The organism is Ruegeria sp. YTSA064, from assembly GCF_059610325.1.
In genome coordinates this window covers 190,448-214,944 of the sequence record NZ_JBXWNK010000005.1, presented here as the reverse complement: position 1 = coordinate 214,944, position 24,497 = coordinate 190,448, and the positions used below count along the sequence as shown (strand labels likewise).

The following is a 24,497-nucleotide window of genomic DNA, read 5'->3' as shown; positions in this document are numbered from 1 at the left end:
AATTGGCCGGATTACTTGGCTTCGGCTTTCAGGCCAAGGATCGGGCCAACGGTTTCATTCCAATTTGCGGTACAATCGGCGCCGCAGCGTTCCGCCCAACGGGCCAGCACGACATCGGTCGCGATCTTGTCCCGTGCGGACAGATCGTCTGCCGAGGGTTCGACGAGCGTCATGGATCCGGCTTCTCCGATCTCGCATTTGCCGCCAGTGATGCATGAAATCGCAATGTCATCTTCGGTTGCAGTCTCGGCCCACATGGAGTCCGTCAGCACTGCGAGTTCGGTTTCCAAGAGTGCCTGTTGCTCGGGCGACAGGCTGTTCCATTTGTCCAGGTTCATGGCTCCGAATGCGAGACCCCAACCGACACGCAAGGTATAAGCGTGGGTGGCGACCTGGTTCCACTTGGCTGTATAGGCTGACATCGTCCCCGTAATCGCACAGTCGACGACACCTTTCTCCAGTGCCGGGATAACCTCGGAAAAGGCGACTGTCACGGATGTGCCCCCGACGCCCTCGACAAAATCACCCAAGGTCGTCGAATAGACACGGATTTTCTTGCCTTCCAGATCGGCAATCCCGTTCACTTCGGCGTTGCACCACAAGGTTTGGCTTGGGAACGGGTACAGCATCAACAGCTTGGCATTGTAGATTTCATCGAACGCCGCGGACAGCGTGTCGAAATAGGCATCGGCCACCTTTCGTTGAGTGTCGATATCCTGTGTCAGGGTAGACAAATCTGCACCTTCGAAGATCGCATTTTCAGCAGCGACGTAGCCAGGCAACCCGAATGCAAAGTCAAAGACGCCGTTCTTGACCATGCGCATGATCTCGAAGCCTTTTAGCCCCAAACCGGATTGCGATTGGATCTTTCCGACTATTTCTCCACCTGATGCCTCGTTGAGCCTCTGGTTAAAGAAAGGCTCTTCGTGTTTCTGGTAATTCGTGAGGCTGGACCAAGTTCCAACTGCATTCAGAACCACGGGACTGTCGGCGATTGCAGCGGTTGCTGAAACAGCGAGCGCGCCGAGTGTTGTTGCGAGTTTCTTCATCTGGTTTCTCTCCTGTTGCATCATCTTGATTGGTAGATTGGTGTTTCGGCGTCATCAGCGATGTCGGTGATCAGCATGTGACCCGGCTTGTGTGTGATCGCGATTGAAGGTTTGGCATTCTTGATCGCAGCCTGAGGTGTGACGCCACAAGCCCAGAACATTGGCGTAGTTCCGTCGGGGACCGGAGCCGGATCGCCCCAATCCGGGCTACTTACATCGGCAATCCCAATGATCGCCGGATCACCCCAATGCACCGGACCGCCGTGCGCCAAAGGAAACTTGCGCGAGATTTCGACAACCTCGTCGACCCTTGCATTAGGGATCGCCCGCATACTGACGACCATAGGCCCCTCGAACGGACCAGATTTAACCGTCTGGATGCTGGTCGCGAACATTGGCACAGTGCGGTCGTTTTCGATGTGCCAGAGCGGTACTTTGGCCTGTTGCAATGCATGTTCGAAGGTAAACGAGCACCCCAATGCGAAAGCCACAAAATCATCACGCCACAGGTTTCTGAGATCATGAACCGTGTCGGTGTGGATGCCATCGCGATAAATGTAGTAGGCCGGAGTATCGGTGCGGATATCGATATCACCGCCCAAGGTATCCATGTTGGGATTACCTGTGTCGGAAACACCAACAATCGGACAGGGTTTTGGATTTCGCTGGCAGTAGCGCATGAAATCCAACGCGTAAGGTTCGGGCAATATCGCCAGGTTGGCCTGCAGGGTATTTCCGCCCAAACCGGCAGTGTGCCCGCGATAGGCCTGTGACCTGATCTGCGCGCGCACAGACTCTGTTGTCGCAGATTTTAGTGGCTCAAACAGATCGTTCATCACGACGCCTCCCTCATTTGGAATACGTTCGTGTGACCGAGGCATAAAATCAAATTGTATTATTTTTGCCTTCTACATAAAAAGTTTTTATGCTTGTTGAAGCGCTATTTCCTTGGCGATACCCGCTGCAGCCTCAAGCAGATGGTTGCGTGGATCACCCAGATAAGACGCAGAAAATTGAAGGGGTTCGGGAACCCATCCCGGGTTGAATTCGACCAGTTTTCCCTCTTGCACCAGTTTTTTTGCCAGCGAGATCGGGAGGGCGCCTACGCATAGCCCAGCCTCAACCATCCGAAAGCAAGATGACAATGAGGAGGACGGGAAAAGGGAGATTCCGGAACCGAACCGTTCGTACAGAGCGGCTCTCAATACCCGGTACGGCCGAGTGTTCTTGGCGTAGGTCGCGATGGGAATGCCGGCCAGATCGACATTTTGACCAACAGGTCCACCCGACGCCTGGAACCATGCCAGTGGCACATCCGGCAATACCACGTTGTCAACCGTGTAATCCGAGACCGGCCCAAGCAGGATACCCAGATCGATTTCACGCCCCAGCAACTGGTCCCGTAGGTTCAATGAAATGTCGACGCTGATCTCAATCTTGAGAGAGGGGTATTTTGCGCGCAACGCACCGACGAATTCGGGCAACCAGCTTTGTGCAATGGTTTCGGACACGCCAAGGCGGATCAACCTGTCAACCGCGCTCGTGTCTACAACGTGCTCTTCGACCAGATCGGAAAGGTGTTGAAATTGCTCGGCATAATGGATCAGCATATCCCCACGCTTAGTCAGGCGCATTCCGGCGCTTTCACGTTCAAACAACGACGTTCCCAAGACGTCTTCAAGGGACTTGATGCGCGTTGTCACGGCAGGTTGCGTAAGGTTGAGCACATCGGCTGCTTTGCTGACACTGCCGAAGCGCACGACAGCAAGAAATGTTTGTAGATGATCGAGTTTGAGCCGAGACACGCTGATCGCTTTCTGCTGAGAACGGTCCTGATCTTACTATCGTATTACCACTACACAACGCCCTCTCAGCACGGACGCTGAGTATTCCATGCACTCACAATCGCCAAGAAGCGAAATCACTCCCATACACGCTTTTTCAGACGCTATTCTTAGCGCCCCCAATGCCCGCTCAAAATGTGCTATCCTTCAGACATCCGCCGACAGGCGCTGCTCGCTCTTCCTCGGCGGATATCACACGGGGGATTGATTGATGACCGAATTTGACCTCGGCACGTATAGTCGTGCCATAACAACTTCATCCGATAAAGCTCAGGAACTATTCGACCAGGGTTTGGTCTGGTTGTTCGGATATAATCATGAGGCCGCAGCCGCCTGCTTCGAACAAGCACTCACATATGACCCGAAATGTGGCATGGCACATTGGGGCGTCGCCTATGCCATTGGCCCCAATTACAACAAGCCGTGGGAGTTTTTTGAGCCCGATGAAAAAACCGCAACGCTCGAGAAAGCCCATCGATCAATCGAGGCGGCTATGGCTTTGCGCAAAACATCTACGCAGGTCGAGGCCGCTTTGATCGAAGCGATATCACATCGTTTTCCTTCTGACCCCGAGATCGAGGATTACACACCTTGGAATGACGCGTTCGCGGATTCAATGCGTGAGGTCTATTCAAACAATCCAGGCGATCTTGAGGTCTCATCCGTATTTGCCGAAGCTTTGATGAACCGCACCCCATGGCAGCTTTGGGATTTGAAGAAAGGGATACCTGCCGAAGGGGCTTCGACCAAAGAGGCACAGACCGTATTGGAAACAGCGTTTGACGCGCTTCCTGGCGCTTGGGACCACCCAGGACTGCTGCATATGTATATCCATCTGATGGAGATGTCGCCTACACCCGAAAATGCCCTGCGACACGGGGATCGGCTGGTCGATTTGGTCCCAGATAGCGGACACCTGGTGCATATGGCCACGCATATCGATGTTCTTTGCGGTGACTATCAGAATGTCGTCTGGCGCAATCATCGAGCCGCTGCAGTTGACCAGAAATACGAAGCGATGGCAGGAGGTGAGAACTTTTATACCGTCTATCGTGTCCACAATGTGCATTTCGAAGCCTACGGCGCCATGTTCCTTGGGCAGCCTGAAAAGGCACTCGCTGCATCGGAAGAGCTGATGCGGATGCTGCCTGACAATGTGATCCGGTTCTTCCCAGACCTGTTTGAATCTTTTTATGGCAAGAAGGTGCATGTCATGGTCCGATTTGGCACGTGGCAGGAAATTCTGGATGAACCATTGCCCGAAGATGCTGAACTATACAGCTACACAACGGCCGCGATTCAACAAGCACGCGCGGTCGCACTTGCAAACCTGGGACAGCTGGACGCCGCTAAACAAGCACGTGAAGTGGCTGTTGAGGCGCGCAAAGCGGTGCCGGAAAGCCGTCTGGTCTTCAACAATACAGCCGAGGATGTATTGATGATTGGCGAAGCCATGATGGATGGTGAGATCGCTTTCAAATCCGGAGACCAGGAAGGCGGACTAACCCATCTACGTCGGTCGGTCGAACTGGATGACGCCTTGGTCTATGACGAACCCTGGGGGTGGATGCAGCCGACGCGCCACGCGTTGGGCGCGTTGTTGATGGAGGCTGGTCAATTTGACGAGGCTGAAGCGGTCTACCGCGCCGATCTGGGCCTTGACGATACGCTGGCGCGCGCCTGCCAACATCCGCGCAATATCTGGAGTCTTCATGGCTTGCACGAATGTCTGGTGCAGCGCGGCGAAGAGACTGAAGCGCGGCATATCAAACTCCTGCTGGATCAGGCGGCGGCGCGCGCGACGGTTCCGGTTCACGCATCCTGCTATTGCCGCAGCAAGGTGAGAGCTGCATAGCCGTCCTCACCTATGTAGCGGTTGTAATTTGTTCAAACCCGTGGGCAAATCAGTACTGGTTTGCCCACCAACGACGTGTAAAAATTATTTGATAAAACTATTATATTTCTGTCATGTGAGCGCCTTACACCCGCTGAACGAAATTGCATTCCGACAGCCAGGAGCTATCCATGAAAGACTTCGATCCTACAAACATGTCCGCCGATGATTGGGATGAGCTGCACTTCCCTCGCCCCGAGGAAAACGATTTTGATCGCGTCGTCGAAAGTGCCATCTCTCGCCGCGGATTTTTGGCGGGTGTTGTAGCATTCGGATCGGGTGCTGCAGCCATGGGTGCAGGTCTATTGACCTCAACCGCAGCACAGGCTGTTGGAGCTTCGCGCTTTGCCTTCACCCCGATTCCTGCGCAGACCGATGGCACCGTCCACGTGCCCGAAGGCTATGAGTGGAAGATGCTGATGCGCTGGGGTGATCCGCTGTTTTCGGAAGCGGACGGTTATGATCTGACCGATGGCGGTTCGGTTGAGAACTCTGACAAGATCTTTGGTGAGAACACCGATGGGATGGAAACCTTCTCATTCCAGGGTCACGAGTTGATCGCGATCAACCACGAATATCCGAACCGCAAGATAAACCTGCCTGCTGCGCAGGAGGGAGTGCCTGCCAGCGCAAATGACGTTCTGAAACTCCAAAACATTCAGGGCGTAACCGTGATGGAGATCAAGGAAGGCCCTGAGGGCTGGGTGGCCGTCAAGGACAGTCCTTTCAACCGCCGGATCCACCACAATACGCCGATGAGGATCGCCGGCCCTGCTGCGGGGCACGAGTTGCTGAAGACCGAATCTGATCCCACCGGCTCCGCGGCGCTGGGTACGATGAATAACTGTGGTTCGGGCAAGACGCCTTGGGGCACCTACTTGACCTGCGAAGAGAATTTCAACGGTTACTTCGGCTCCTCTGATGAAAATGCCAGCTACGACCAGAAGGTCGCAGATGGCATGAAGCGCTATGGCATCAAGGCCGAAAGCTGGAATGGCTACGAGTCGTTTGATCCACGCTTTGACACCTCGAAAAACCCTAACGAACCACATCGCGCAGGCTGGATCGTTGAAATCGACCCGACCAAGCCCGACAGCACACCGGTCAAGCACACCGGTCTGGGCCGCTTCAAGCACGAAAACGCCGAGGTGGCGCTGGCGGCCGACGGTCGTGTCGTGGTCTATATGGGCGACGATGAGCGCGGCGAGTACCTTTACAAATTCATCTCGAACGCTGCCTACGCTCCCGGTGTCGACACCGAAAATCTGCTGAATAACGGAACACTTTTTGTCGCCAAATTTAACGACGACATGAGCGGTGAGTGGCTGCCTTTGACGCCCGATTCTACAGGTATGGATGCGGCCGAGATCTTGATCTTTACCCGTATGGCCGCTTCGGCAGTGGGCGGCACCACCATGGACCGCCCGGAATGGGTGGCCTCAAGCCCTGTTGCAGTTGAGGCCTATTGCTGTCTGACCAACAACAAGAACCGCGGCGTGAAACCAAATGCCGGTGGCGATGATACCTCGGCCAACGGTCCAAACCCGCGCGATGCCAACAAATACGGTCAAATCGTGCGCTGGCGCCCAGCGAATGAGGATCACGCGGCCACAGGCTTTGACTGGGACCTGTATGTCATGGCCGGAAACCCGACCGTACATTCGGACGACCGCGCTGGTTCAGCGAACGTGAATGAGGGCAACTTATTCAACTCGCCAGACGGTATGGCGATCGACTCGACAGGACTGGTCTGGATTCAGACGGATGGCAAAGACAACAACGAAGAAGATTTCGCTGGCAATGGCAATAACCAGATGTTGGTTGGTGATCCTGCCACCGGCGAGATCGTGCGCTTTATGACTGGTCCGAATGGCTGCGAGGTCACCGGCCTGGCCTGGTCTACCGACCTGCGTACCATGTTCGTGGGCATCCAGCACCCGGGCAGCAATTGGCCCGATGGCGGCACGCCACGCTCATCGGTGATCGCGATCAAACGTACCGATAACGGGCTTGTTGGCTAAACCGATCCAATGAGCGAAAGCGCCCTCGAACTCGGGTTCGGGGGCGTTTTCAGCTTTGTTCAGATATCCTCGCCCGGCGGGTCAAGTAGCCCACCCGGGGCAAGCAGGGCACGTTCGGATAGCCAGGGGTTCAATTCCAGTGCATGGTTCAGCGCCGCGCGCGCCTCATCCATGCGCTTCAGCCCCAGCAGCGACAATGCCCGCCCGCTGAGCGCGGCAACATGGTTCGGCGAGAGCGCTATGGCCCGGTCCAGATCAATCAGAGCCGCCCCAAAGTCTTGCTGCAAGTAATTGACAAAGGCGCGCTGGTTGTACCCTTCGGCATATTCGGGACAGTAAGCAACGAGAGCATCGAATTCTGCCAACGCTCCGGCCAAATCCCAGGCTTCGCGCATGGACATTCCACGATCCAATAAGGTTTGCGACCTCGCATCCGGAGCATCGGTCCAGAGCTGCCACATCTGGCCAGAGATGCCTCGCGCTTCTTGCTCGGTTGACGCATCTTGAGCCTGCGCTATCAGAGAGTCGATCCCAGAGATATGGTCGGGTGCGACCGGGCAGTCAGCGGTGGCCTGCACAGCAGAGACGGCAAGGAAAACGGCAAATGCGAGTTTCATCCCCTCTAACCTGATCCCCAGAACCCATAGGTCAACCGTTTTCTAGTGGGGCGAGTAACCCCGTTTCTTTCACCGCCTCCATCGCCACGAAAGTAGAGGTATTCGCAACATGCGGTAGGGATGAGATTTTTTCGGCCAGAACAGTGCGGTATTCCGACATCGAACGGGTACGTATTTTGAGCAGGTAATCGAAGTTTGACGCGATCATGTGGGCCTGTTCAATCTCGGCAACCTTACGCACAGCCGCGTTAAACTCAGCCAGCGCCTTTTCGCGTGTATCCGTCAGACGCACTTCGACAAAGGCTACATGATCAAGGCCCAAACGGATCGGATCAAGCATGACCCGGTATCCTGTGATGATCCCGTCCGCCTCAAGCCGCTTGAGTCGTGCTTGCGTCGGGGACTTCGATAGGCCGATCTTGCGCGCAAGATCTGTTACCGAAATGCGACCATCCTCGGCCAGCGCCGTGAGGATGGCCTGATCGAACTGATCAAGACCGGACAAGTCGTTTCGCATCATCTGCCCCCGTAAATTCGGTCCATTCGACTATCAGAAGAAAAAATTCAGTCCATTCTCCTGCTCAAGGCCAGTTATATTAGGCAAAAGCCCCGGAGTACACATGTCACATAGCCTGCGCACCAAGATCGACACCCAAACCTACGCCGAGCAATCCACCGTGCTGGACGCTTTGATCGCTCAAGCCGACCTGTCACAAACTGACCGCGCCGACATCTGTAAGGCGGCGGCGCAGCTCGTGCGCGACATTCGCTCCAGCACGTCGCCCGGTATGATGGAGGTATTTCTAGCCGAATACGGCCTGTCCACCGATGAAGGCGTCGCGCTAATGTGTCTTGCCGAGGCACTGTTGCGTGTCCCCGATGCGGACACTATCGACGCATTGATCGAAGACAAGATCGCGCCATCGGACTGGGGCAAGCACTTGGGACAATCATCCTCGTCGCTGGTGAACGCCTCAACATGGGCGCTGATGCTGACCGGGCGCGTTTTGGATGAGGACAAGACTTCGCCAGTGGGCGCTTTGCGCGGGGCAATCAAACGTTTGGGCGAGCCTGTGATCCGAACTGCTGTGGGTCGTGCGATGAAAGAAATGGGGCGCCAATTTGTTCTGGGCGAGACCATTCAGTCAGCCATGAAACGTGCCAAGGGGATGGAAGACAAAGGATACACCTATTCCTACGACATGCTGGGCGAAGCCGCACGGACCGAAGCCGACGCTGCCCGCTATCACCTGTCCTATTCCCGTGCCATCGCCGCCATTGCCGAAGCCTGCACCCACAAAGACATTCGCGAAAACCCCGGTATCTCGGTCAAGCTGTCCGCGCTGCATCCCCGCTATGAACTGGCGCAGGAACAGCGAGTCATGGAGGAGTTGGTGCCCCGCCTTCGGGCTCTGGCGCTGCTTGCAAAGGCCGCGGGCATGGGGCTGAACGTCGACGCAGAGGAGGCCGATCGCCTCTCTCTGTCGCTGCAGGTCATCGAAGAAGTCATGGCCGAGCCTGCACTGGCAGGCTGGGACGGGTTCGGCATTGTCGTACAAGCCTACGGCCCCCGCGCCGGTCTCGTGTTGGATACGCTCTACGAGATGGCCGAACGTCATGACCGCAAGCTGATGGTGCGGTTGGTGAAGGGCGCGTATTGGGACACCGAAATCAAGCGCGCTCAGGTCGAAGGCGTCGATGGGTTTCCCGTCTTCACCCAGAAGGCCGCGACCGATGTGTCCTATATCGCCAATGCCCGCAAGCTGCTGGATATGACCGACCGCATCTATCCGCAATTTGCCACCCATAACGCCCATACGGTCAGTGCAATCCTGCATATGGCTGACGACCAACCGTTCGAGTTCCAGCGCCTGCACGGAATGGGAGAGACCCTGCATCAGATCGTGCGCGACAAGCAGAGCGCCCGCTGCCGTATCTACGCGCCTGTCGGCGCGCACCGTGACCTGTTGGCCTATCTGGTGCGGCGTCTGCTGGAGAACGGGGCGAATTCGTCCTTCGTCAACCAGATTGTTGATGAAGATGTCGCACCGGAAATTGTTGCGGCAGACCCTTTCCAAGCCATTCAGACACCCGCAAAACCACTGCCGACCGGACCAGAATTGTTTGCACCCGAGCGTCCGAACTCGAAAGGGTTCGATTTGCATCATACGCCAACACTGGACCGGGTCGACATTGCGCGCGATGCTTACCGCGCCCATCACTGGTACGCCCGGCCATTGCTTTCGGACGATGCTCAGCCCGAGTCAGATTTGCCTGTTATCAACCCGGCCCGGCCGCAGGACCGCCCGGGCTCAGTTGCTGTTGCCAGTCCGACCGATGTCGAGCTGGCGCTTGCCAGTGCCTGCCCATGGCAGGCCACGGCAGCCACCCGCGCTGAAGTCCTGAACAAAGCCGCCGACCTCTACGAGGCGCACTACGGCGAGCTATTCGCCCTGCTCGCTCGCGAAGCCGGGAAATCTGTACCCGATGCGGTTGCCGAGCTACGCGAGGCTGTCGACTTCCTACGTTATTACGCCGCCAATATTCCGGCGGCCAAGCCTGCCGGGATTTTCACCTGTATCAGCCCTTGGAATTTCCCTCTGGCGATCTTCACGGGGCAAATTTCGGCCGCGCTGGCCACTGGCAACGCCGTGCTCGCCGCCCCTGCCCCGCAAACGCCCCTCATAGCACATCGCGCTGTTCAGTTGATGCACGAAGCAGGCGTCCCGCGCGATGTTCTGCAATTGTTGCCCGGAGGACCAAAAGTGGGCGCAGCGCTGACCTCAGATGAACGTGTCTCGGGTGTGGCCTTTACCGGTTCGACCGCAACCGCATTGAAAATCCGGTCTGCCATGGCCCAGCATATGCGTCCCGGCACACCTCTGATCGCTGAGACCGGCGGCCTGAACGCCATGATCGTGGACAGCACCGCCTTGCCGGAGCAAGCCGTGCAATCGATCATCGAAAGCGCTTTCCAGTCTGCGGGACAACGGTGTTCCGCCCTACGCTGTCTCTATCTGCAGGAGGATATCGCCGAGGATGTTCTGACAATGCTGCAAGGGGCAATGGACGCTCTGCAAGTTGGCGACCCTTGGCTGATCTCAACCGATTGTGGCCCAGTCATTGACGAGCAGGCTCGTCAGGGTACCGCAGACCACGTCGCCAAAGCGCGCGCAGAGGGGCGGGTTCTGAAAGAACTCTCTACCCCACCCGAAGGTACGTTCATCGCACCAACTCTGATCGAAATCCCCGGCATCTCAGTCTTGGAACGTGAAATATTCGGGCCGGTGCTGCATGTCGCCCGTTTCAAGGCGCAAGAGATCGACAAGGTTATCGCAGAAATCAACGCCACAGGATATGGCCTGACTTTCGGCTTACACACACGGATCGACGATCGCGTGCAGCATGTGACCGAAGCGATCCACGCCGGCAATATCTATGTCAACCGCAACCAGATCGGCGCAATCGTTGGCTCACAACCGTTCGGTGGTGAGGGTCTTTCGGGCACTGGGCCCAAAGCGGGCGGACCGAATTATGTGGCGCGGTTCTGCGCCACGGATCGGCAGAATTCTTCGGGACACTGGGACAGTGCGGCAGAGATGAACGCACCCGAAGGACAACCTGCCCCACCTCGCACGCAATCGCTGCCCGGCCCAACTGGCGAATCAAACCGATTGACCGAATATGCGCGTGATCCACTCTTGTGTATGGGCCCTGGACCCGATGCAGCCGAAGCACAGGCGCAGGCTGTTATAGGCTTGGGCGGAACGGCAGTCCGGATGACCGGAGCGCTGGATCTACACCGGCTTGAAAACCTGACCGGTTTCTCGGGCGTTCTGTGGTGGGGCGACGACGATACCGCCCGCCAGATCGAGCAGCATCTGGCCCGGCGCAATGGTCCGATTATCCCAATGATACCGGGTCATCCTGACCGTGCGCGTGTTCTTGGCGAACGCCATGTCTGCGTCGACACGACCGCTGCCGGAGGTAATGCCGCCCTGCTCGGAGGTGCGGCATAACCGGGCCTTGACGCTGGGCGGTGAAAAGCCCAGCGTCGCGCCATGTTTCCAATCCGCGATCATAACCCTTCGGGGCGTACTCCGTATGTCGTCTATGCCCTTCTGGCGGCAAATATCCTGATCTTCCTCGGCTATGTAGGGATCATGGACGATGCGCGGGCCATGAATCGGCTCTACTTCGACTACGCCGTCATTCCTGCACGGATCACCGACGGCTATGGGCTCGAGACGCTTGTGACCTCAATGTTCCTGCACGGGGGCTGGATGCATTTGGCCGGGAACATGCTGTTTCTATGGATCTTCGGCGATAATCTCGAAGATGAAATGGGGCACGTTCTGTTTCTTGTATTCTATCTGCTGGCGGGGATCGGCGCGGGGCTTATCCACGTTGTCTCGGCACCTGGCTCTTTGGTGCCGACAATCGGCGCTTCCGGCGCAATTGCAGGGGTCATGGGCGGTTATCTTCTGCTTTTCCCAAAGGCGCGCGTCGATATCCTTTTGATCCTGATTGTCTATATTCGGATATTCACCATCCCGGCATTTGTCATGCTTGGGGTCTGGCTGGGCCTTCAGTTCATTGGAAGCCTGTCCAGCAATCCTGATGAGGGTGGCGTTGCCTATTGGGCCCATACCGGAGGGTTCTTTGTTGGCGTGATCCTGTGTGTCCCTCTTTGGCTCAAGCGCGGAGGCCCTGGATTCTGGGGCCGCACCCATGGCCATCCTCCACACCCGGGACACAAGTATAAGCTGTCGCAATCACGTATTCCCAAAGTGCCGCGCAAGTAATCGCGGATCACTGGCTGGGCGATCTACCTCCACTCAGATGGGTAATCTCCTGTGCCGCGTTACGTACCAGCATACCCAGCTCAGGCGCGCGATCGAGGCTGAACCGCACAGTTGGGCCGGACACTGAGATGCCTGCGCAGGGTTCGGCGCGATCATTGAAGATCGCCGCGCCAATGCAGGACATGCCCTCGTAGCGCTCTTCATGATCGTAAGACCAGCCGCGCCTACGGGTCTCCGCCAGATCGTCGTGCAGACCCGCTTGGGGGAGATTGGTGTTCTCAGTAAAGGCAATCAAGTCAGTCCGAGCCAACACCTTGTTTAAACTTTCCTCGCTCAGAGCAGCCAGAATCGCCTTTCCCGTACCCGAAGCATACATTGGAGTTCGCGCACCTGGCGGAAAGAAGGCCCGGATCGGATTTTGGGTTTCAACCTGCCCGACAAAGACAACTTCTGGCCCATCAGGCACCGCCAGATTAGCGGTCTCACCACTGTCCAGCATCAGACGACGAAGGATCGGCCTACCAATCTCGAGAACGTTATTGCGTCGAAGGAAAGATGCACCAGTCCGGTAGGCTTCGATACCGACCATCCACTCTTGCCGCTCTTCGTCGAAACTGACGAACCCGTGCTTCTGCAATGTCACCAGAATACGGTGCGTGGTGGCAGTTGGTACATCGACCTCGCGCGCCAGGTCACTTAGCGCGACACGTTCCAGCCCGGCGACGGTTGTAAGTACGCCCAGCGCTCGGTCCAGCGACTGCATGGTTCCGGCTGAGCTTTCCTTGAACATCGATTTCGGCCGACCACGAGGCCTTTTCTGAGACTCCATTTTCTAGCTCACCTTCCGATATTAGTGTCCGTACTGATTCAAGTTTTTCAGATCGCAATTCCATGGGAATAAAATTGAGAAACTAAATTCCCATCTATTTCAGCGCCTTATCTATTTAATGAATAAAATGAAAATGTTTTTCAAGAAAATTGCAACCTAAGCCCGTTCCAGCGACACTTATTTCCAAAGCAGAGGATTGAGTCATGTCGAACCAAAACCCGGTCTTTATCCCAGGCCCAACCAACATACCTGATCGCTTGCGCCTTGCCATGCAGGTGCAGACACAAGATCACCGCGCCCCGGATTTCGTTGAGACTTTCGCCCCGGTGCTGGAGGATACAAAGAAAGTCTTCGGCACGACCGAGGGTCAGATCATCACCTTCCCCGCCAGCGGCACCGGGGGTTGGGAGGCAGCGATCACTAATACGCTCAGCCCAGGAGACAAGGTTTTGGTCGCGCGTTACGGCGTTTTCAGTCACCGCTGGATTGACCTGTGCGAACGGCATGGGCTGGACGTTCAGATCGTCGAATGCACGTGGGGCACTGGTGCACCTGCAGACCGCTTTGAAGCGATCCTGTCAGCTGACAAAGCGCACGACATCAAGGCCGTTTTGGTAACCCACAATGAAACCGCAACCGGAGTGCGTTCTGACATCAGGGCCGTACGGCACGCTATGAACGCGGCAAATCATCCAGCGATGATGTTTGTGGATTGCGTCAGCTCGCTGGCCTCGATGCCATTTGAATTCGATCAGTGGGGCGTCGATATCGCTGTCTCGGGATCGCAAAAAGGGTTCATGCTGGCGACCGGCATGGCAATCCTGTGTGTTAGCCCCAAGGCGCTGGCAGCAATGGAAACTGCGAAGCTGCCCCGGACATTCTTTGATTTTCGTGACATGATGGCGGCCAATGCCTCGGGTGGATTTCCTTACACGCCTCCGTTGCAACTGATCTACGGTATGCGCGAAAGCCTGAAGATGTTGTTCGAGGAAGGACTGGACAATGTCTATGCCCGCCACACGCGTCTGGCCGAAGGGGTTCGACGCGCGGCCAACGCATGGGGGCTGAAACTCGTCGCGCAGACTCCGGACCTATATTCTGATACTGTCAGCGCAATCTATGTGCCCGAAGGGTTCGACAGTAACGAACTGACCGACCATGCCTTTAACTCCTACGGCGTTTCGTTCGGCATCGGGTTGGGAGAGTTGAATGGCAAAGCCTTCCGCATCGGCCATCTGGGCAGTCTGACGGATGTGATGGTTCTGTCAGGTTTGGCCACGATAGAAATGGCGATGGCCGATCTGAACTATCCAATTGAGCTGGGCAGCGGCGTCGCGGCGGCACAAGAATTTTATCGCGCTGGAACATCCGGCCACGCCAAAGCTGCAGCCTGAGGAGGACCATAATGTTGGATCAAATCCCAGTTGCTGACCTGACTATTGAAGATATGCGGGCAGCGCATGAAAGGATCAGGCCACATATTCGGCGCACACCGGTTATGACTTCTGATTACCTAAATGACCTGACTGGCGCACAGCTGTTCTTCAAGTGTGAGAACTTTCAAGAGGCCGGCGCTTTCAAAGTGCGCGGAGCCAGCAACGCTGTCTTTGGTTTAAGCGATGAGATGGCAACCAAGGGCGTTTGCACCCATTCCAGCGGAAACCACGCACTGTCTCTTTCATATGCTGCGGGTCGCCGAGGTATTCCTTGTAATGTGGTCATGCCGCGAACAGCCCCGCAAGCCAAGAAAGACGCAGTACGTCGCTATGGTGGTACGATCACCGAATGCGAGCCTTCAACCTCTTCCCGCGAAGCAACGTTCGCCGAGATTCAGGCCAGAACCGGGGGCGAATTCGTACACCCTTATAATGACCCGCGCGTCATCACTGGTCAGGCGACCTGTTCGGCCGAGTTGCTGGAGCAAACGGATGGTGTGGATGCGGTAATCGCACCGATCGGGGGCGGAGGCATGGTCTCGGGCACTTGCCTGACTGTGTCAAACCTGGCGCCGGAAACCGCAATCTACGCGGCTGAACCCGAGCAGGCGGACGATGCGTACCGTTCATTCAAAGCAGGTCACATTATCGCGGATGATGCCCCAAAAACGGTGGCCGATGGTCTGTTGGTGCCGCTCAAGGAAAACACCTGGCACTTCGTTTCAAACTACGTGACCGACATCTTCACCGCCTCCGAACAAGAAATCATCGACGCGATGAAGCTCACCTGGAAATACCTGCGGGTAGTGATGGAGCCATCTTCAGCTGTCCCGCTTGCGACCATTATCAAGAACCCCGACACATTCCGAGGCAAGCGGGTCGGAGTGATCATCACAGGTGGCAACGTGGATTTGGACAAATTGCCCTGGCTCAACGGGTAAGGAGAAACAGGATGAATAAACCGATGAACATTGATCAGCTTGAAGTTGGCTACGACATCCCTGCCGCAATCGGTATGGATGAAAGTGAAATTCAGACGCCCTGCCTGATCCTCGATCTGGACGCGCTTGAGCGGAACATCAAAAAGATGGGCGATTACGCCAAGGCCCATGGGATGCGCCATCGGGTGCATGGCAAAATGCACAAATCGGTAGATGTGGCGAAGCTGCAGGAAAAGCTGGGCGGTGCCGTTGGCGTTTGCTGCCAGAAAGTGTCCGAAGCCGAAGTGTTCGCACGTGGTGGTATCAAAGACATTTTGGTGTCCAACCAAGTGCGCGATCCGGCCAAGATCGATCGTTTGGCACGCTTGCCTCAGTTGGGTGCGCGTACGATTGTGTGCGTCGATGACATCGAGAATATCTCCGACCTGTCCGAAGCGGCGCAACGCCACGGGACCGATCTGGAAGTATTCGTTGAAATCGACTGCGGTGCCGGTCGTTGTGGGGTAACAACGACCGAGGATGTCGTTACCATCGCCAAGGCTGCCGAAGCTGCGCCAAACCTGAAATTCACTGGCATTCAGGCCTATCAGGGCGCGATGCAGCACCTTGATACCTATGAGGCCAGAAAAGAGAAATTGGATGCCGCCATCGCTATGGTCGAAGACGCATATGACGGCCTAAAGAGCGCTGGTATCGACTGCGAGCTGGTCTCGGGCGGTGGGACAGGATCGTATTACTTTGAGGCCAACTCAGGCGTGTATAATGAACTGCAATGTGGGTCCTACGCCTTCATGGATGCCGATTATGGCCGAATTCTCGATAAGGATGGCAACCGGATTGACCAAGGCGAATGGGAAAACGCGCTGTTCATTCTGACCAGCGTGATGAGCCATGCCAAAGCGGACAAGGCAATCTGTGATGCAGGTCTTAAGGCGCAATCAGTCGATAGCGGCCTGCCCTTCATATTTGGACGAGACGATGTGGAATACCTCAAATGTTCTGACGAGCACGGGGTCATCGGTGATCCAAACGGCGCGTTGAAGGTAAACGACAGATTACGGCTTGTACCGGGGCATTGCGACCCGACCTGCAATGTTCATGACTGGTACGTTGGTGTGCGGAACGGAAAAGTCGAAGCGCTTTGGCCAGTCTCGGCACGCGGCAAGGCCTATTGATCATAACAGGAAAGGCAGGCGGCTCAGGTCGCCTGTCTAACCGTAGATCATCAGTACTCACGAAAGGCAAAATAGATGATCATCGTTCCTGAAAAGGAAATCGGCGCTCTGCTGGGCCGCAACGAAAGCTACGAGGCGATCGAACAGGTATTTGCCGCAATGGCGGCAGGAGACGCCTATAATTTTCCAGTCGTGCGCGAAGCCATTGGCCATGCAGATGCGCTTTATGGCTTCAAAGGCGGATTTGATCGGGCGGGCATGACGCTTGGCCTCAAGGCCGGTGGATATTGGCCCAACAATCTGGAAACGCACGGGCTGATCAATCATCAATCCACCGTATTCCTGTTTGACCCTGATACGGGCCGGGTGAAGGCGATTGTCGGAGGCAATTTGCTGACAGCCCTGCGCACGGCGGCTGCCTCTTCCGTATCCATCAACCATCTGGCACGTAAAGACGCCAAGGTGATCGGCATGGTCGGTGCGGGTCATCAGGCCAAGTTCCAATTGCGTGCCGCGTTGGAGCAAAGAGAGTTTGAGAAGGTCATCGGCTGGAATCTGCACCCCGATATGCTGCCCAACATCGAAGAAGTCGCGTCTGAGGCTGGCCTGCCCTTTGAAGCTGTGGAATTGCCCGGCATGGTCGAGGCGGATGTGATCATCACGATTACATCGTCATTTGCGCCTACTCTGATGTCGGATCATGTATCAGACGGCACACATGTCGCCTGCATGGGCACCGATACGGTCGGCAAACAAGAAGTCGGGGTCGACCTGATCAACCGCGCCACTGTCTTTACGGATGAGGTCGCTCAGTCCATCACACTGGGCGAATGTCAGCACGCAGTCGCCAGTGGATCGAAAACCGAAACCGATATCCGGCAGATAGGTGAAGTCATCAATGGCACACATCCCGGACGGCAATCCGATCAAGAGGTCACGCTATTCGATGGAACGGGCGTCGGGTTGCAGGACTTGGCCGTCGCAAGCGCCGTGGTCGAGCTTGCTGTTGAGCAAGGGATCGCGATCGAAGTGGATTTCTAGACAAAAACGCGCGCTCCAATCGGGCGCGCGTTCATCTATGAAGCTGGAAGAAGCCGTTCAGCCCCGGATCACTTTGGCAAAGTTGTCAAAGATCGGCTCATTCGCACAAATTACTTCGCCATCTTCAAGCACGCTGCCTTCGGGGTTCAGCGCCTGAACGAACCCGCCTGCTTCTTTCACGATGATGATGCCCGCTGCAACGTCCCAAGCGTTGAGCCGGCGTTCCCAGAAGCCCTCATAACGACCTGCGGCGACATAAGCCATGTCCAGAGCAGCAGCACCCCAGCGGCGCACACCAGCACAGGCTGGCATCAAACGGGCGAGATCCTGAAGGGTCGCGGGGAGGTCCGAACGGCCACCGAACGGCAAACCGGTTGAGAAGATAGACTCGATCATACGGTGCCGTCCCGAGACACGAATGCGCATGTCGTTCATCCACGCACCCTCGCCTTTTTCAGCAAAGAACATCTCGTCCTTGGCTGGGTCATAGATCACACCGGAGACGATCTTGCCCTTGTGTTCGAGAGCGATCGAGACTGCCCAATGCGGCAGGCCGTGCAGGAAGTTGGTGGTCCCGTCCAGCGGGTCAACAATCCAGCGGCGGGTCGGGTCTTCGCCATCAATCGAACCGCCCTCTTCGGCCAGCCAGCCATAGGTCGGGCGGGCACCCAGCAGTTCCTCTTTCAAAATTGCTTCGGCCGCAATGTCGGCTTTGGACACAAAGTCGCCCGCGCCCTTCATCGACACCTGCAGGTTCTCGACTTCACGAAAATCCTTGACCAGAGAACGCCCTGCTTTCCGCGCGGCTTTGATCATGATGTTGAGATTTGCACTGCCAACCATTTTAAATAGGCTCCTGTCCGGTCAAGCCGCGCGTATACTGGGGCAACGCGCCCTTGCCAAGAGGAATGATGCGCATGGCTGATCTGCGTCTGGCGCTATTGCGTCTGCAGCTTTCGCGCCTCAGTCCGGGCCAGCTTTACCAGCTCTTGCACAAAGGGTTTTTCAAGGTCCTCACTGCGAACTGCAGCATAGAGCCTGCGGGTGATCCCGTCTTTGGTCAGTGGGCGGGTTACATAGTCCGAATTGTACTTTACCTCACGCACGACCCAATCAGGCAGAACAGAAATACCTCGGTTCGACGCAACCAACAAAAGGATCACAGCTGTCAGTTCAACCTGACGGATTGTGGCTGGTTCAACACGAGCCGGGATTAGTAACTGGCTGAATACGTCCAGACGTGTCCGTTCGACCGGATAGGTGATCAGTGTCTGGCCGCGAAAGTCCTCGGCATCTATGAATGGTTTATCAGCCAGCGGGTGCGAGGACGCCGCGACAAACACGGCTTGATAGTCAAAGAGTTCAATAAACTCGACACCCGGCAAATCTTCAGGGTCGGAGGAGACCACAAGATCTACCTCTTCCTTCTGCAACGCAGGTAGCGCGTCGAATGCGAGACCTGGGCGAATGTCTACATCGACATCAGACCAGGATTTTCGGAAGGCTTCGAGCACAGGGAACAGCCATTCGAAACAAGCGTGACATTCGATCGCAATATGCATACGCCCGGTGCGACCGTCGCGCAGCGATGAAAACTCATCCTGCATTGCCTCGACCTGCGGCAGTATTTGCTCTGCCAGCCGCAACAGTCGCAGACCGGCTGCAGACAGTTTCATTGGCTTAGAACGGCGCAGGAACAATTCAACCCCGGCTTGATCTTCCAAGCCCTTGATCTGATGGCTCAATGCTGACTGGGTAATGTTTAATTGATCAGCAGCACGTGCCAAACCGCCACATTCGTGGATGGCTTTGATCGTCCGCAGATGTCGGAACTCAATATGCATATGCTGCGTGACTCATGTTGTTGTTGAATAATATGAGTTTGTCTCACAACGCCTCAGGTGGCACAAGAGCGTAAATGACAGTTACGAGGCCATTATGACCAAGCCTGAGATCTCATTCGAATTTTTCCCGCCCCAGACGCTGGAGGCCTCGTTTCGCCTGTGGGATACGGTTCAGACGCTGGCTCCGCTGAACCCTCGCTTTGTGTCCGTCACCTATGGCGCTGGGGGCACGACGCGCGAACTGACACGCGATGCGGTTGCAACCCTGCACAAATCTTCAGGCCTGCCCGTTGCCGCGCATCTGACCTGTGTAGATGCCTCGCGTCAAGAAACCCTTGAGATTGCCGATACGTTCGCACGCGCAGGCGTTCAGGATATCGTCGCGCTTCGCGGCGATCCTCCCAAGGGACAGGACCGGTTCCAGCCACATCCGGAAGGATTTGCCAATTCGGTCGAATTGATATCCGCGCTGGCAGAAACAGAAATGTTCAGTATTCGCGTCGGTGCCTATCCTGACATCCACCCTGAGGCACAGAACGCCCGAACCGATGTGGATTGGCTAAAGGCAAAACTGGACGCGGGTGCGGACGAAGCGCTAACCCAGTTCTTTTTCGAAGCCGAGACTTTTTTCCGGTTCCGGGATGCTTGCGAAAAAGCAGGCATTGATAAACCAATCGTGCCCGGAATTCTTCCAATCGAAAACTGGAAAGGGGCACGCAACTTCGCAAAACGCTGTGGAACCCGAGTACCCGAGTGGATCGAAAATGCATTTGAGAAGGCGATCCGCGACGATCGCGAAGACCTTCTTGCCACTGCGCTTTGCACCGAACTCTGCTCGGACCTGATCGAAGGTGGTGTGGACAAGTTGCATTTCTACACGCTCAATCGCCCTGAACTGACCCGCGATGTGTGTTTCGCATTGGGTATTACACCTCAGACCGAATTGCAGAACGTCGCTTGAACTTGTGGCCTATCCGGTGGCAAATCTGTCGCTGGGCACACCCACCACTACCGATGTGCGGCACGCCGATTAAAGCGCGGGCGACAATCCAGAATTGATTCCAGAAACTGTTGCTGGGATTAACGCTAATATCTAAGAAAATTTGACAAAAATGTGATCGATGGCACTCTGAGCGCAGTGTAGTTTTAATGAGTGTTATCAGTATGGAGCCAGTGAGCAAAGTTAAGGCTCGGGCAGAAGCGTTTCAGGTTCTTGGCCTGCCTACCCACGCCAACGCAAACGACATCAGAGACGCCTGGCGCAATATCGCCTTTCATGATCACCCTGATCATACGGATGGTGACCATTCGGTTTTTTCCAAAGCCAAGTCGGCTTACGATTTTCTGCGTAGCGAGGGTCTGACCCGAAAAGGGGTGACGAGTTCGTCGACACCACGTCGTCCACGCCTAAAGAAACGTGTTATCGAACTGGACGCCGATGAGATCAAAGCTTGCCGTGATTTGCTGAATCCCGAATACGTGCTTTCAGATATGTCTGCGATTGACTACGCCGCGACAAGCGACGACCAAGACCAGTCATCTGACCATGTGCCAGATGCAATCGGCTGTTTCGGACGTGACCTGACTTACTTCGTCGCGTCTTCTGTCTGCAAGGGTGAAAACCGAGTCGCCTTGCCAACATCGGTTCTGGCAAGTTGCAGGAAAACTGAAACCGAGATTTTGACATTTAAATCCAAAGGTGCGGGTTCGGGTGAAATTGTCATTCCCGACCCTATACGCGAACGGAAGTTTCCCGGTGCCCGAAGCGTTAGGATTCGGTTTGAAGCAGACCAGCAAATGCGGGATTTGTTTGAGTTGGCAGGGTGAGAGAACCTGCCAGTAAAAAAAGCCCGGCTGTTAAGGCCGGGCTTACTTTTTTCACCAATATCAGTTGGACACTGGACCTTCCGAAGTAAATTTCGGGATCACACTGGTAGACGCCGCGTCGGGTTCGATACCCGGCCAGTTGCCTTCTGCCAAATTGATGTTGCCGGGAACGTCCTCTTCCCAAAAGCCGACAACTACATCGGTGATGTTCAGATACAGTTTGTCATCGACGATCCGCCACAGGTTCGGGTTGGCCGGAACCTTGCCGCCACGCGACACGCCATAGGCGCAGTGTCCATCATATTGCGGTGCATAATAGGCCGGATTTTCGAGGAACTTATCGCGGTTTTCTTCAGTCGAAAATGCCCAGGTCGCACCGTTATAATCGGCAGTGATGTCAGACCGGCCGCGAACTGCCTCGGGCTGCGATTGACCCACGGCAACTTGATCCAAGTCGCGATAGGCAACGACGTCATACCCTGACACCGCAAATCCGGTACCGTCGACATATTGATCTCCTGCGAATGCAGGCATGGCGAAAGCCATCGTCGCTGCAAGGGTCAGTGCAAAGCGTTTCATGTGAATTGTCCTCATGTCCTATTGGTTTCTGGGCACCCACGCTACGGGTCTACTCAGACAATAGGTGTTTTTGGCCTCGCGCGAAGTCCCACTCGCGCCGCTGTGAAAACGAATTGGGAATTGTGAGGTGTATCCGGGGGATTGTTACAAAATACCCGCGATGTTTGGGGTTGGACTCTGAGTTCTGCAATATTAGCTGTTGATTTAGCGGTCCATTGGCCAGCAGCGCAAGAAAGGCATGATATGAGCGAACAATCCACCTATACCCCACCTAAGGTCTGGACGTGGGACAGTGAAAGCGGCGGACAATTTGCCAATATCAACCGGCCAATTGCCGGTGCCACACATGACAAGGACCTTCCGGTCGGAAAGCACCCGCTGCAGCTTTATTCTCTGGCAACACCCAACGGTATTAAAGTCACTGTGATGCTCGAAGAGCTGCTGGCTCTGGGCCACAGTGGGGCAGAGTACAATGCCTGGCTGGTCAATATTGGCGAAGGCGACCAGTTTAGTTCGGGCTTTGTCGGGGCCAACCCCAACTCGAAAATTCCCGCGCTTTGGGATCATTCGGATGAAATACCTGTGCGCGTGTTCGAAAGTGCCTCTATTCTTATGCATCTGGCAGAGAAGTTCGGTGAGTTTCTACCCGCGAGTGGTGCGGAACGAACTGAGGTTATGAACTGGTTATTCTGGCAGATGGGCAGTGCACCGTATCTGGGTGGCGGCTTTGGCCACTTCTACGCCTACGCTCCTGAGAAGTGGCAATACCCGATTGACCGTTTCGCGATGGAAGCCAAACGCCAGTTGGACGTATTGGATCGGGAACTTGCTGAAAAGACCTATATCGCTGGCGAAGAATATACGATCGCCGATATGGCTATCTGGCCTTGGTACGGACAACTGGTTCTGGGCCGTCTATACGATGCGGCGGAATTCCTTGATGTCGAAAGCTACAAAAACGTAATGCGATGGGCCAAAGCAATCGATGCGCGCCCAGCCGTTCAGCGTGGTCGAATGGTCAATCGCCCATTTGGCGAACCTCACACTCAATTGCACGAACGTCACGATGCAAGTGACTTTGAGACGCGTACACAGGACAAGCTGGAAGCGGCAGACTAACGCGCTTTGTTATTTCAGGATCGGGGGCCGCTCGGGGTTACTGCCCGGGGCGGCCCTTTCAACTTTCGGAGCCTGTGGCTGGGGTAAATCGAACCTAAGTCCGACCTTTGCCAGCGCGGCGGCTGCCGGTTCCTCTGCTTCAAAGAACCCGACATCCAATGCACCCGCCTCAATCCCCGAAAATGTCAGCGCCTCAGAAACGGCGCGCGCCAGAGCAGGCTGCGCGTTTTCAACTGCCGAGACAAAACCCAAAAGATGGCCCCGACCGCCATCATCCGTCTTCGTTCCCACTAGAAAAGCCGCAGTGGCGAGGCCTGCTGCAGTCGCCAGCTTAGTATCAAGTGCAGTCAGCAATTTATCTGGCAGACCGGCGGGCGGGTGAAATTCAGTAAGCCTCTGCTGCACTTCTTGCGGGCCGTGCTGCAGCGTGCTTTCCAACCAGCCCAATGCCTCGGTCGGGATCAACATCGATGACGGCGCGGTCTCAAGGTTCAGGCCCAAACCAATTCCTTGCCCTGACAGCATTCCGGATAAGACACGCCCGGACAGAGCAACATAGGGAACCGGATGCCCCGCAAACTCTGCCAAACGTTCCTCAAGATCAAAGGCCAGCACGAAACGGCCATCAGCCACATCGAAGAGCTCAGGCGAAATATTCTCGTCCCTGGCCTCTTCCGACAGCATCAGGAACAGCTCGCTGTCGGCTAACCTTTCAAAGAAACGCAGCCGTGCTGAATCGTCTTCTGGCGCTGCAAGCATAGCGGCATGTGCAGCATCTAAAGCTGTAGTTTCAGTCATTCAGAACCTCTTGCACCCGTTGCCGAAGAACCGGCAAAAGCTCGGCCTCAAACCAGGGGTTTTTATTCAGCCAAGCCGTATTGCGCCAAGACGGGTGTGGCAAGGCAAAGACCCGCGGCGCATGGTCTCTCCAACGGCTGACGGTCTCGGTGACCGGCGTTTTCACACCCAGATGGTATTTGTGCGCGTGACCGCCAACGAGGATTGTCAGCGGCACCTCTCCCAGCGCATTCATCACTTTTTCATGCCATGTGCGCCCACATATCGGCGGTGGTGGTAGGTCGGCCTTACGCGCATTATATCCAGGAAAGCAAAATGCCATCGGCACAATTGATACACGCGAGCGGTCATAAAAGCCTTGTTCGTCCAGCCCCAACCAATCCCTTAGGCGATCACCCGAGGGATCGGTAAAGGGCTTTCCCGACAGGTGCACCCGAGCCCCCGGTGCCTGACCGGCGATCAGAATTCGTGCGCCGGATTGGAACCAGACAACCGGGCGCGGCTTGTGCGCGGTAGCCGTCTGCGCAAACCTGTCCGCGCAAAGTCGGCACTCTCCGATATCCTTAATGAGCGACTTCATCGGATTGAAACGTTCCCGCAATGAACACTCAATTAAGATAGGAATGAATACGGTCGGAGCCAACAGCACCTAACTTGGCAACACTTCAATGTCATATC

Annotated in this window: 22 protein-coding genes; 11 read left to right on the top strand and 11 right to left on the bottom strand. The window is 55.8% G+C overall.

Features of this window, described 5'->3' with window-relative positions; translation table 11 throughout:
- Positions 1-11 precede the first annotated feature (11 nt).
- From AC2FI7_RS09605 to AC2FI7_RS09595, 3 genes are all read right to left on the bottom strand, one after another.
- Positions 12-1,049 (bottom strand): TRAP transporter substrate-binding protein, encoded by a 1,038-nt coding sequence (locus AC2FI7_RS09605; protein ID WP_496815854.1) that lies wholly within the window; start codon positions 1,047-1,049, stop codon positions 12-14.
- A gap of 20 nt (positions 1,050-1,069) precedes the next feature.
- Positions 1,070-1,885 carry a putative hydro-lyase gene (locus AC2FI7_RS09600; RefSeq protein WP_010441860.1) on the bottom strand — a complete coding sequence of 272 codons (816 nt, stop codon included), beginning with the start codon at positions 1,883-1,885 and terminating at the stop codon, positions 1,070-1,072.
- 87 nt (positions 1,886-1,972) lie between these two features.
- The gene (locus AC2FI7_RS09595) at positions 1,973-2,854 is read right to left on the bottom strand and encodes a LysR family transcriptional regulator (protein ID WP_010441859.1); all 882 of its coding nucleotides are present in this window, start codon (positions 2,852-2,854) and stop codon (positions 1,973-1,975) included.
- A gap of 250 nt (positions 2,855-3,104) precedes the next feature.
- Here AC2FI7_RS09595 and AC2FI7_RS09590 point away from each other — a divergent pair, with 250 nt between their 5' ends.
- Complete coding sequence (locus tag AC2FI7_RS09590; protein WP_010441858.1) at positions 3,105-4,748, top strand: tetratricopeptide repeat protein; 1,644 nt, start codon at positions 3,105-3,107, stop codon at positions 4,746-4,748.
- 170 nt (positions 4,749-4,918) lie between these two features.
- Positions 4,919-6,808: a PhoX family protein gene (locus tag AC2FI7_RS09585; protein ID WP_010441857.1), complete on the top strand. Its 1,890-nt coding sequence runs from the start codon at positions 4,919-4,921 to the stop codon at positions 6,806-6,808.
- Positions 6,809-6,867: 59 nt separating this feature from the next.
- Here AC2FI7_RS09585 and AC2FI7_RS09580 read toward each other — a convergent pair whose 3' ends face one another.
- Together AC2FI7_RS09580 and AC2FI7_RS09575 are read right to left on the bottom strand one after the other, a co-directional pair.
- Complete coding sequence (locus AC2FI7_RS09580; RefSeq protein ID WP_010441856.1) at positions 6,868-7,425, bottom strand: tetratricopeptide repeat protein; 558 nt, start codon at positions 7,423-7,425, stop codon at positions 6,868-6,870.
- A gap of 31 nt (positions 7,426-7,456) precedes the next feature.
- Positions 7,457-7,942, bottom strand: coding sequence for an Lrp/AsnC family transcriptional regulator (locus tag AC2FI7_RS09575; protein WP_010441855.1), 486 nt, complete (start codon positions 7,940-7,942; stop codon positions 7,457-7,459).
- A 103-nt stretch (positions 7,943-8,045) separates the two neighbouring features.
- Between AC2FI7_RS09575 and putA the strand changes: the two genes are divergently transcribed.
- Both putA and AC2FI7_RS09565 read left to right on the top strand, forming a co-directional pair.
- Positions 8,046-11,444 (top strand): bifunctional proline dehydrogenase/L-glutamate gamma-semialdehyde dehydrogenase PutA, encoded by a 3,399-nt coding sequence (gene putA / locus AC2FI7_RS09570; RefSeq protein WP_496815851.1) that lies wholly within the window; start codon positions 8,046-8,048, stop codon positions 11,442-11,444.
- A gap of 42 nt (positions 11,445-11,486) precedes the next feature.
- Complete coding sequence (locus AC2FI7_RS09565; RefSeq protein WP_496815849.1) at positions 11,487-12,230, top strand: rhomboid family intramembrane serine protease; 744 nt, start codon at positions 11,487-11,489, stop codon at positions 12,228-12,230.
- A gap of 7 nt (positions 12,231-12,237) precedes the next feature.
- On the opposite strand, the gene AC2FI7_RS09560 is transcribed toward AC2FI7_RS09565, so the two are convergent.
- Positions 12,238-13,059, bottom strand: a complete 822-nt coding sequence (locus AC2FI7_RS09560; RefSeq protein WP_010441852.1) for an IclR family transcriptional regulator — start codon at positions 13,057-13,059, stop codon at positions 12,238-12,240.
- 203 nt (positions 13,060-13,262) lie between these two features.
- On the opposite strand from AC2FI7_RS09560, the gene bhcA reads away from it, so the two are divergent.
- The 4 genes from bhcA to bhcD all read left to right on the top strand — a co-directional run bounded on the left by bhcA (position 13,263) and on the right by bhcD (position 17,652).
- Complete coding sequence (gene bhcA / locus AC2FI7_RS09555; RefSeq protein WP_170772497.1) at positions 13,263-14,453, top strand: L-aspartate--glyoxylate aminotransferase BhcA; 1,191 nt, start codon at positions 13,263-13,265, stop codon at positions 14,451-14,453.
- Between the two features lie 11 nt (positions 14,454-14,464).
- Positions 14,465-15,436 carry a beta-hydroxyaspartate dehydratase BhcB gene (gene bhcB, locus AC2FI7_RS09550; protein ID WP_170772499.1) on the top strand — a complete coding sequence of 324 codons (972 nt, stop codon included), beginning with the start codon at positions 14,465-14,467 and terminating at the stop codon, positions 15,434-15,436.
- An 11-nt stretch (positions 15,437-15,447) separates the two neighbouring features.
- A complete protein-coding gene (gene bhcC / locus AC2FI7_RS09545) occupies positions 15,448-16,611 on the top strand; it encodes a 3-hydroxy-D-aspartate aldolase BhcC (RefSeq protein ID WP_170779580.1) in 1,164 nt (387 codons plus the stop codon).
- A gap of 75 nt (positions 16,612-16,686) precedes the next feature.
- Positions 16,687-17,652 (top strand): iminosuccinate reductase BhcD, encoded by a 966-nt coding sequence (gene bhcD / locus AC2FI7_RS09540; RefSeq protein WP_010441848.1) that lies wholly within the window; start codon positions 16,687-16,689, stop codon positions 17,650-17,652.
- Between the two features lie 57 nt (positions 17,653-17,709).
- Here bhcD and AC2FI7_RS09535 read toward each other — a convergent pair whose 3' ends face one another.
- Both AC2FI7_RS09535 and AC2FI7_RS09530 read right to left on the bottom strand, forming a co-directional pair.
- On the bottom strand, positions 17,710-18,495 hold the full coding sequence (locus AC2FI7_RS09535; protein ID WP_010441847.1) for an inositol monophosphatase family protein: 786 nt from the start codon (positions 18,493-18,495) through the stop codon (positions 17,710-17,712).
- A gap of 95 nt (positions 18,496-18,590) precedes the next feature.
- Positions 18,591-19,496: a LysR family transcriptional regulator gene (locus tag AC2FI7_RS09530; protein ID WP_010441846.1), complete on the bottom strand. Its 906-nt coding sequence runs from the start codon at positions 19,494-19,496 to the stop codon at positions 18,591-18,593.
- Between the two features lie 94 nt (positions 19,497-19,590).
- Here AC2FI7_RS09530 and metF point away from each other — a divergent pair, with 94 nt between their 5' ends.
- Complete coding sequence (gene metF, locus AC2FI7_RS09525) at positions 19,591-20,457, top strand: methylenetetrahydrofolate reductase [NAD(P)H] (RefSeq protein ID WP_010441845.1); 867 nt, start codon at positions 19,591-19,593, stop codon at positions 20,455-20,457.
- 188 nt (positions 20,458-20,645) lie between these two features.
- Complete coding sequence (locus tag AC2FI7_RS09520) at positions 20,646-21,323, top strand: J domain-containing protein (RefSeq protein ID WP_496833361.1); 678 nt, start codon at positions 20,646-20,648, stop codon at positions 21,321-21,323.
- 60 nt (positions 21,324-21,383) lie between these two features.
- Here the strand turns inward: AC2FI7_RS09520 and AC2FI7_RS09515 are convergent, their stop codons facing one another.
- Entirely contained in the window at positions 21,384-21,902 is a 519-nt protein-coding gene (locus AC2FI7_RS09515; protein WP_010441843.1) for a YHS domain-containing (seleno)protein, read from the bottom strand.
- Positions 21,903-22,145: 243 nt separating this feature from the next.
- Between AC2FI7_RS09515 and yghU the strand changes: the two genes are divergently transcribed.
- Complete coding sequence (yghU, locus tag AC2FI7_RS09510; RefSeq protein WP_010441842.1) at positions 22,146-23,021, top strand: glutathione-dependent disulfide-bond oxidoreductase; 876 nt, start codon at positions 22,146-22,148, stop codon at positions 23,019-23,021.
- Between the two features lie 9 nt (positions 23,022-23,030).
- Here yghU and AC2FI7_RS09505 read toward each other — a convergent pair whose 3' ends face one another.
- Together AC2FI7_RS09505 and AC2FI7_RS09500 are read right to left on the bottom strand one after the other, a co-directional pair.
- Complete coding sequence (locus tag AC2FI7_RS09505) at positions 23,031-23,819, bottom strand: SseB family protein (protein ID WP_010441841.1); 789 nt, start codon at positions 23,817-23,819, stop codon at positions 23,031-23,033.
- Positions 23,812-24,399 (bottom strand): uracil-DNA glycosylase family protein, encoded by a 588-nt coding sequence (locus tag AC2FI7_RS09500; RefSeq protein ID WP_010441840.1) that lies wholly within the window; start codon positions 24,397-24,399, stop codon positions 23,812-23,814. The genes AC2FI7_RS09505 and AC2FI7_RS09500 overlap by 8 nt, the downstream gene beginning before the upstream one ends.
- Positions 24,400-24,497: the final 98 nt, after the last annotated feature.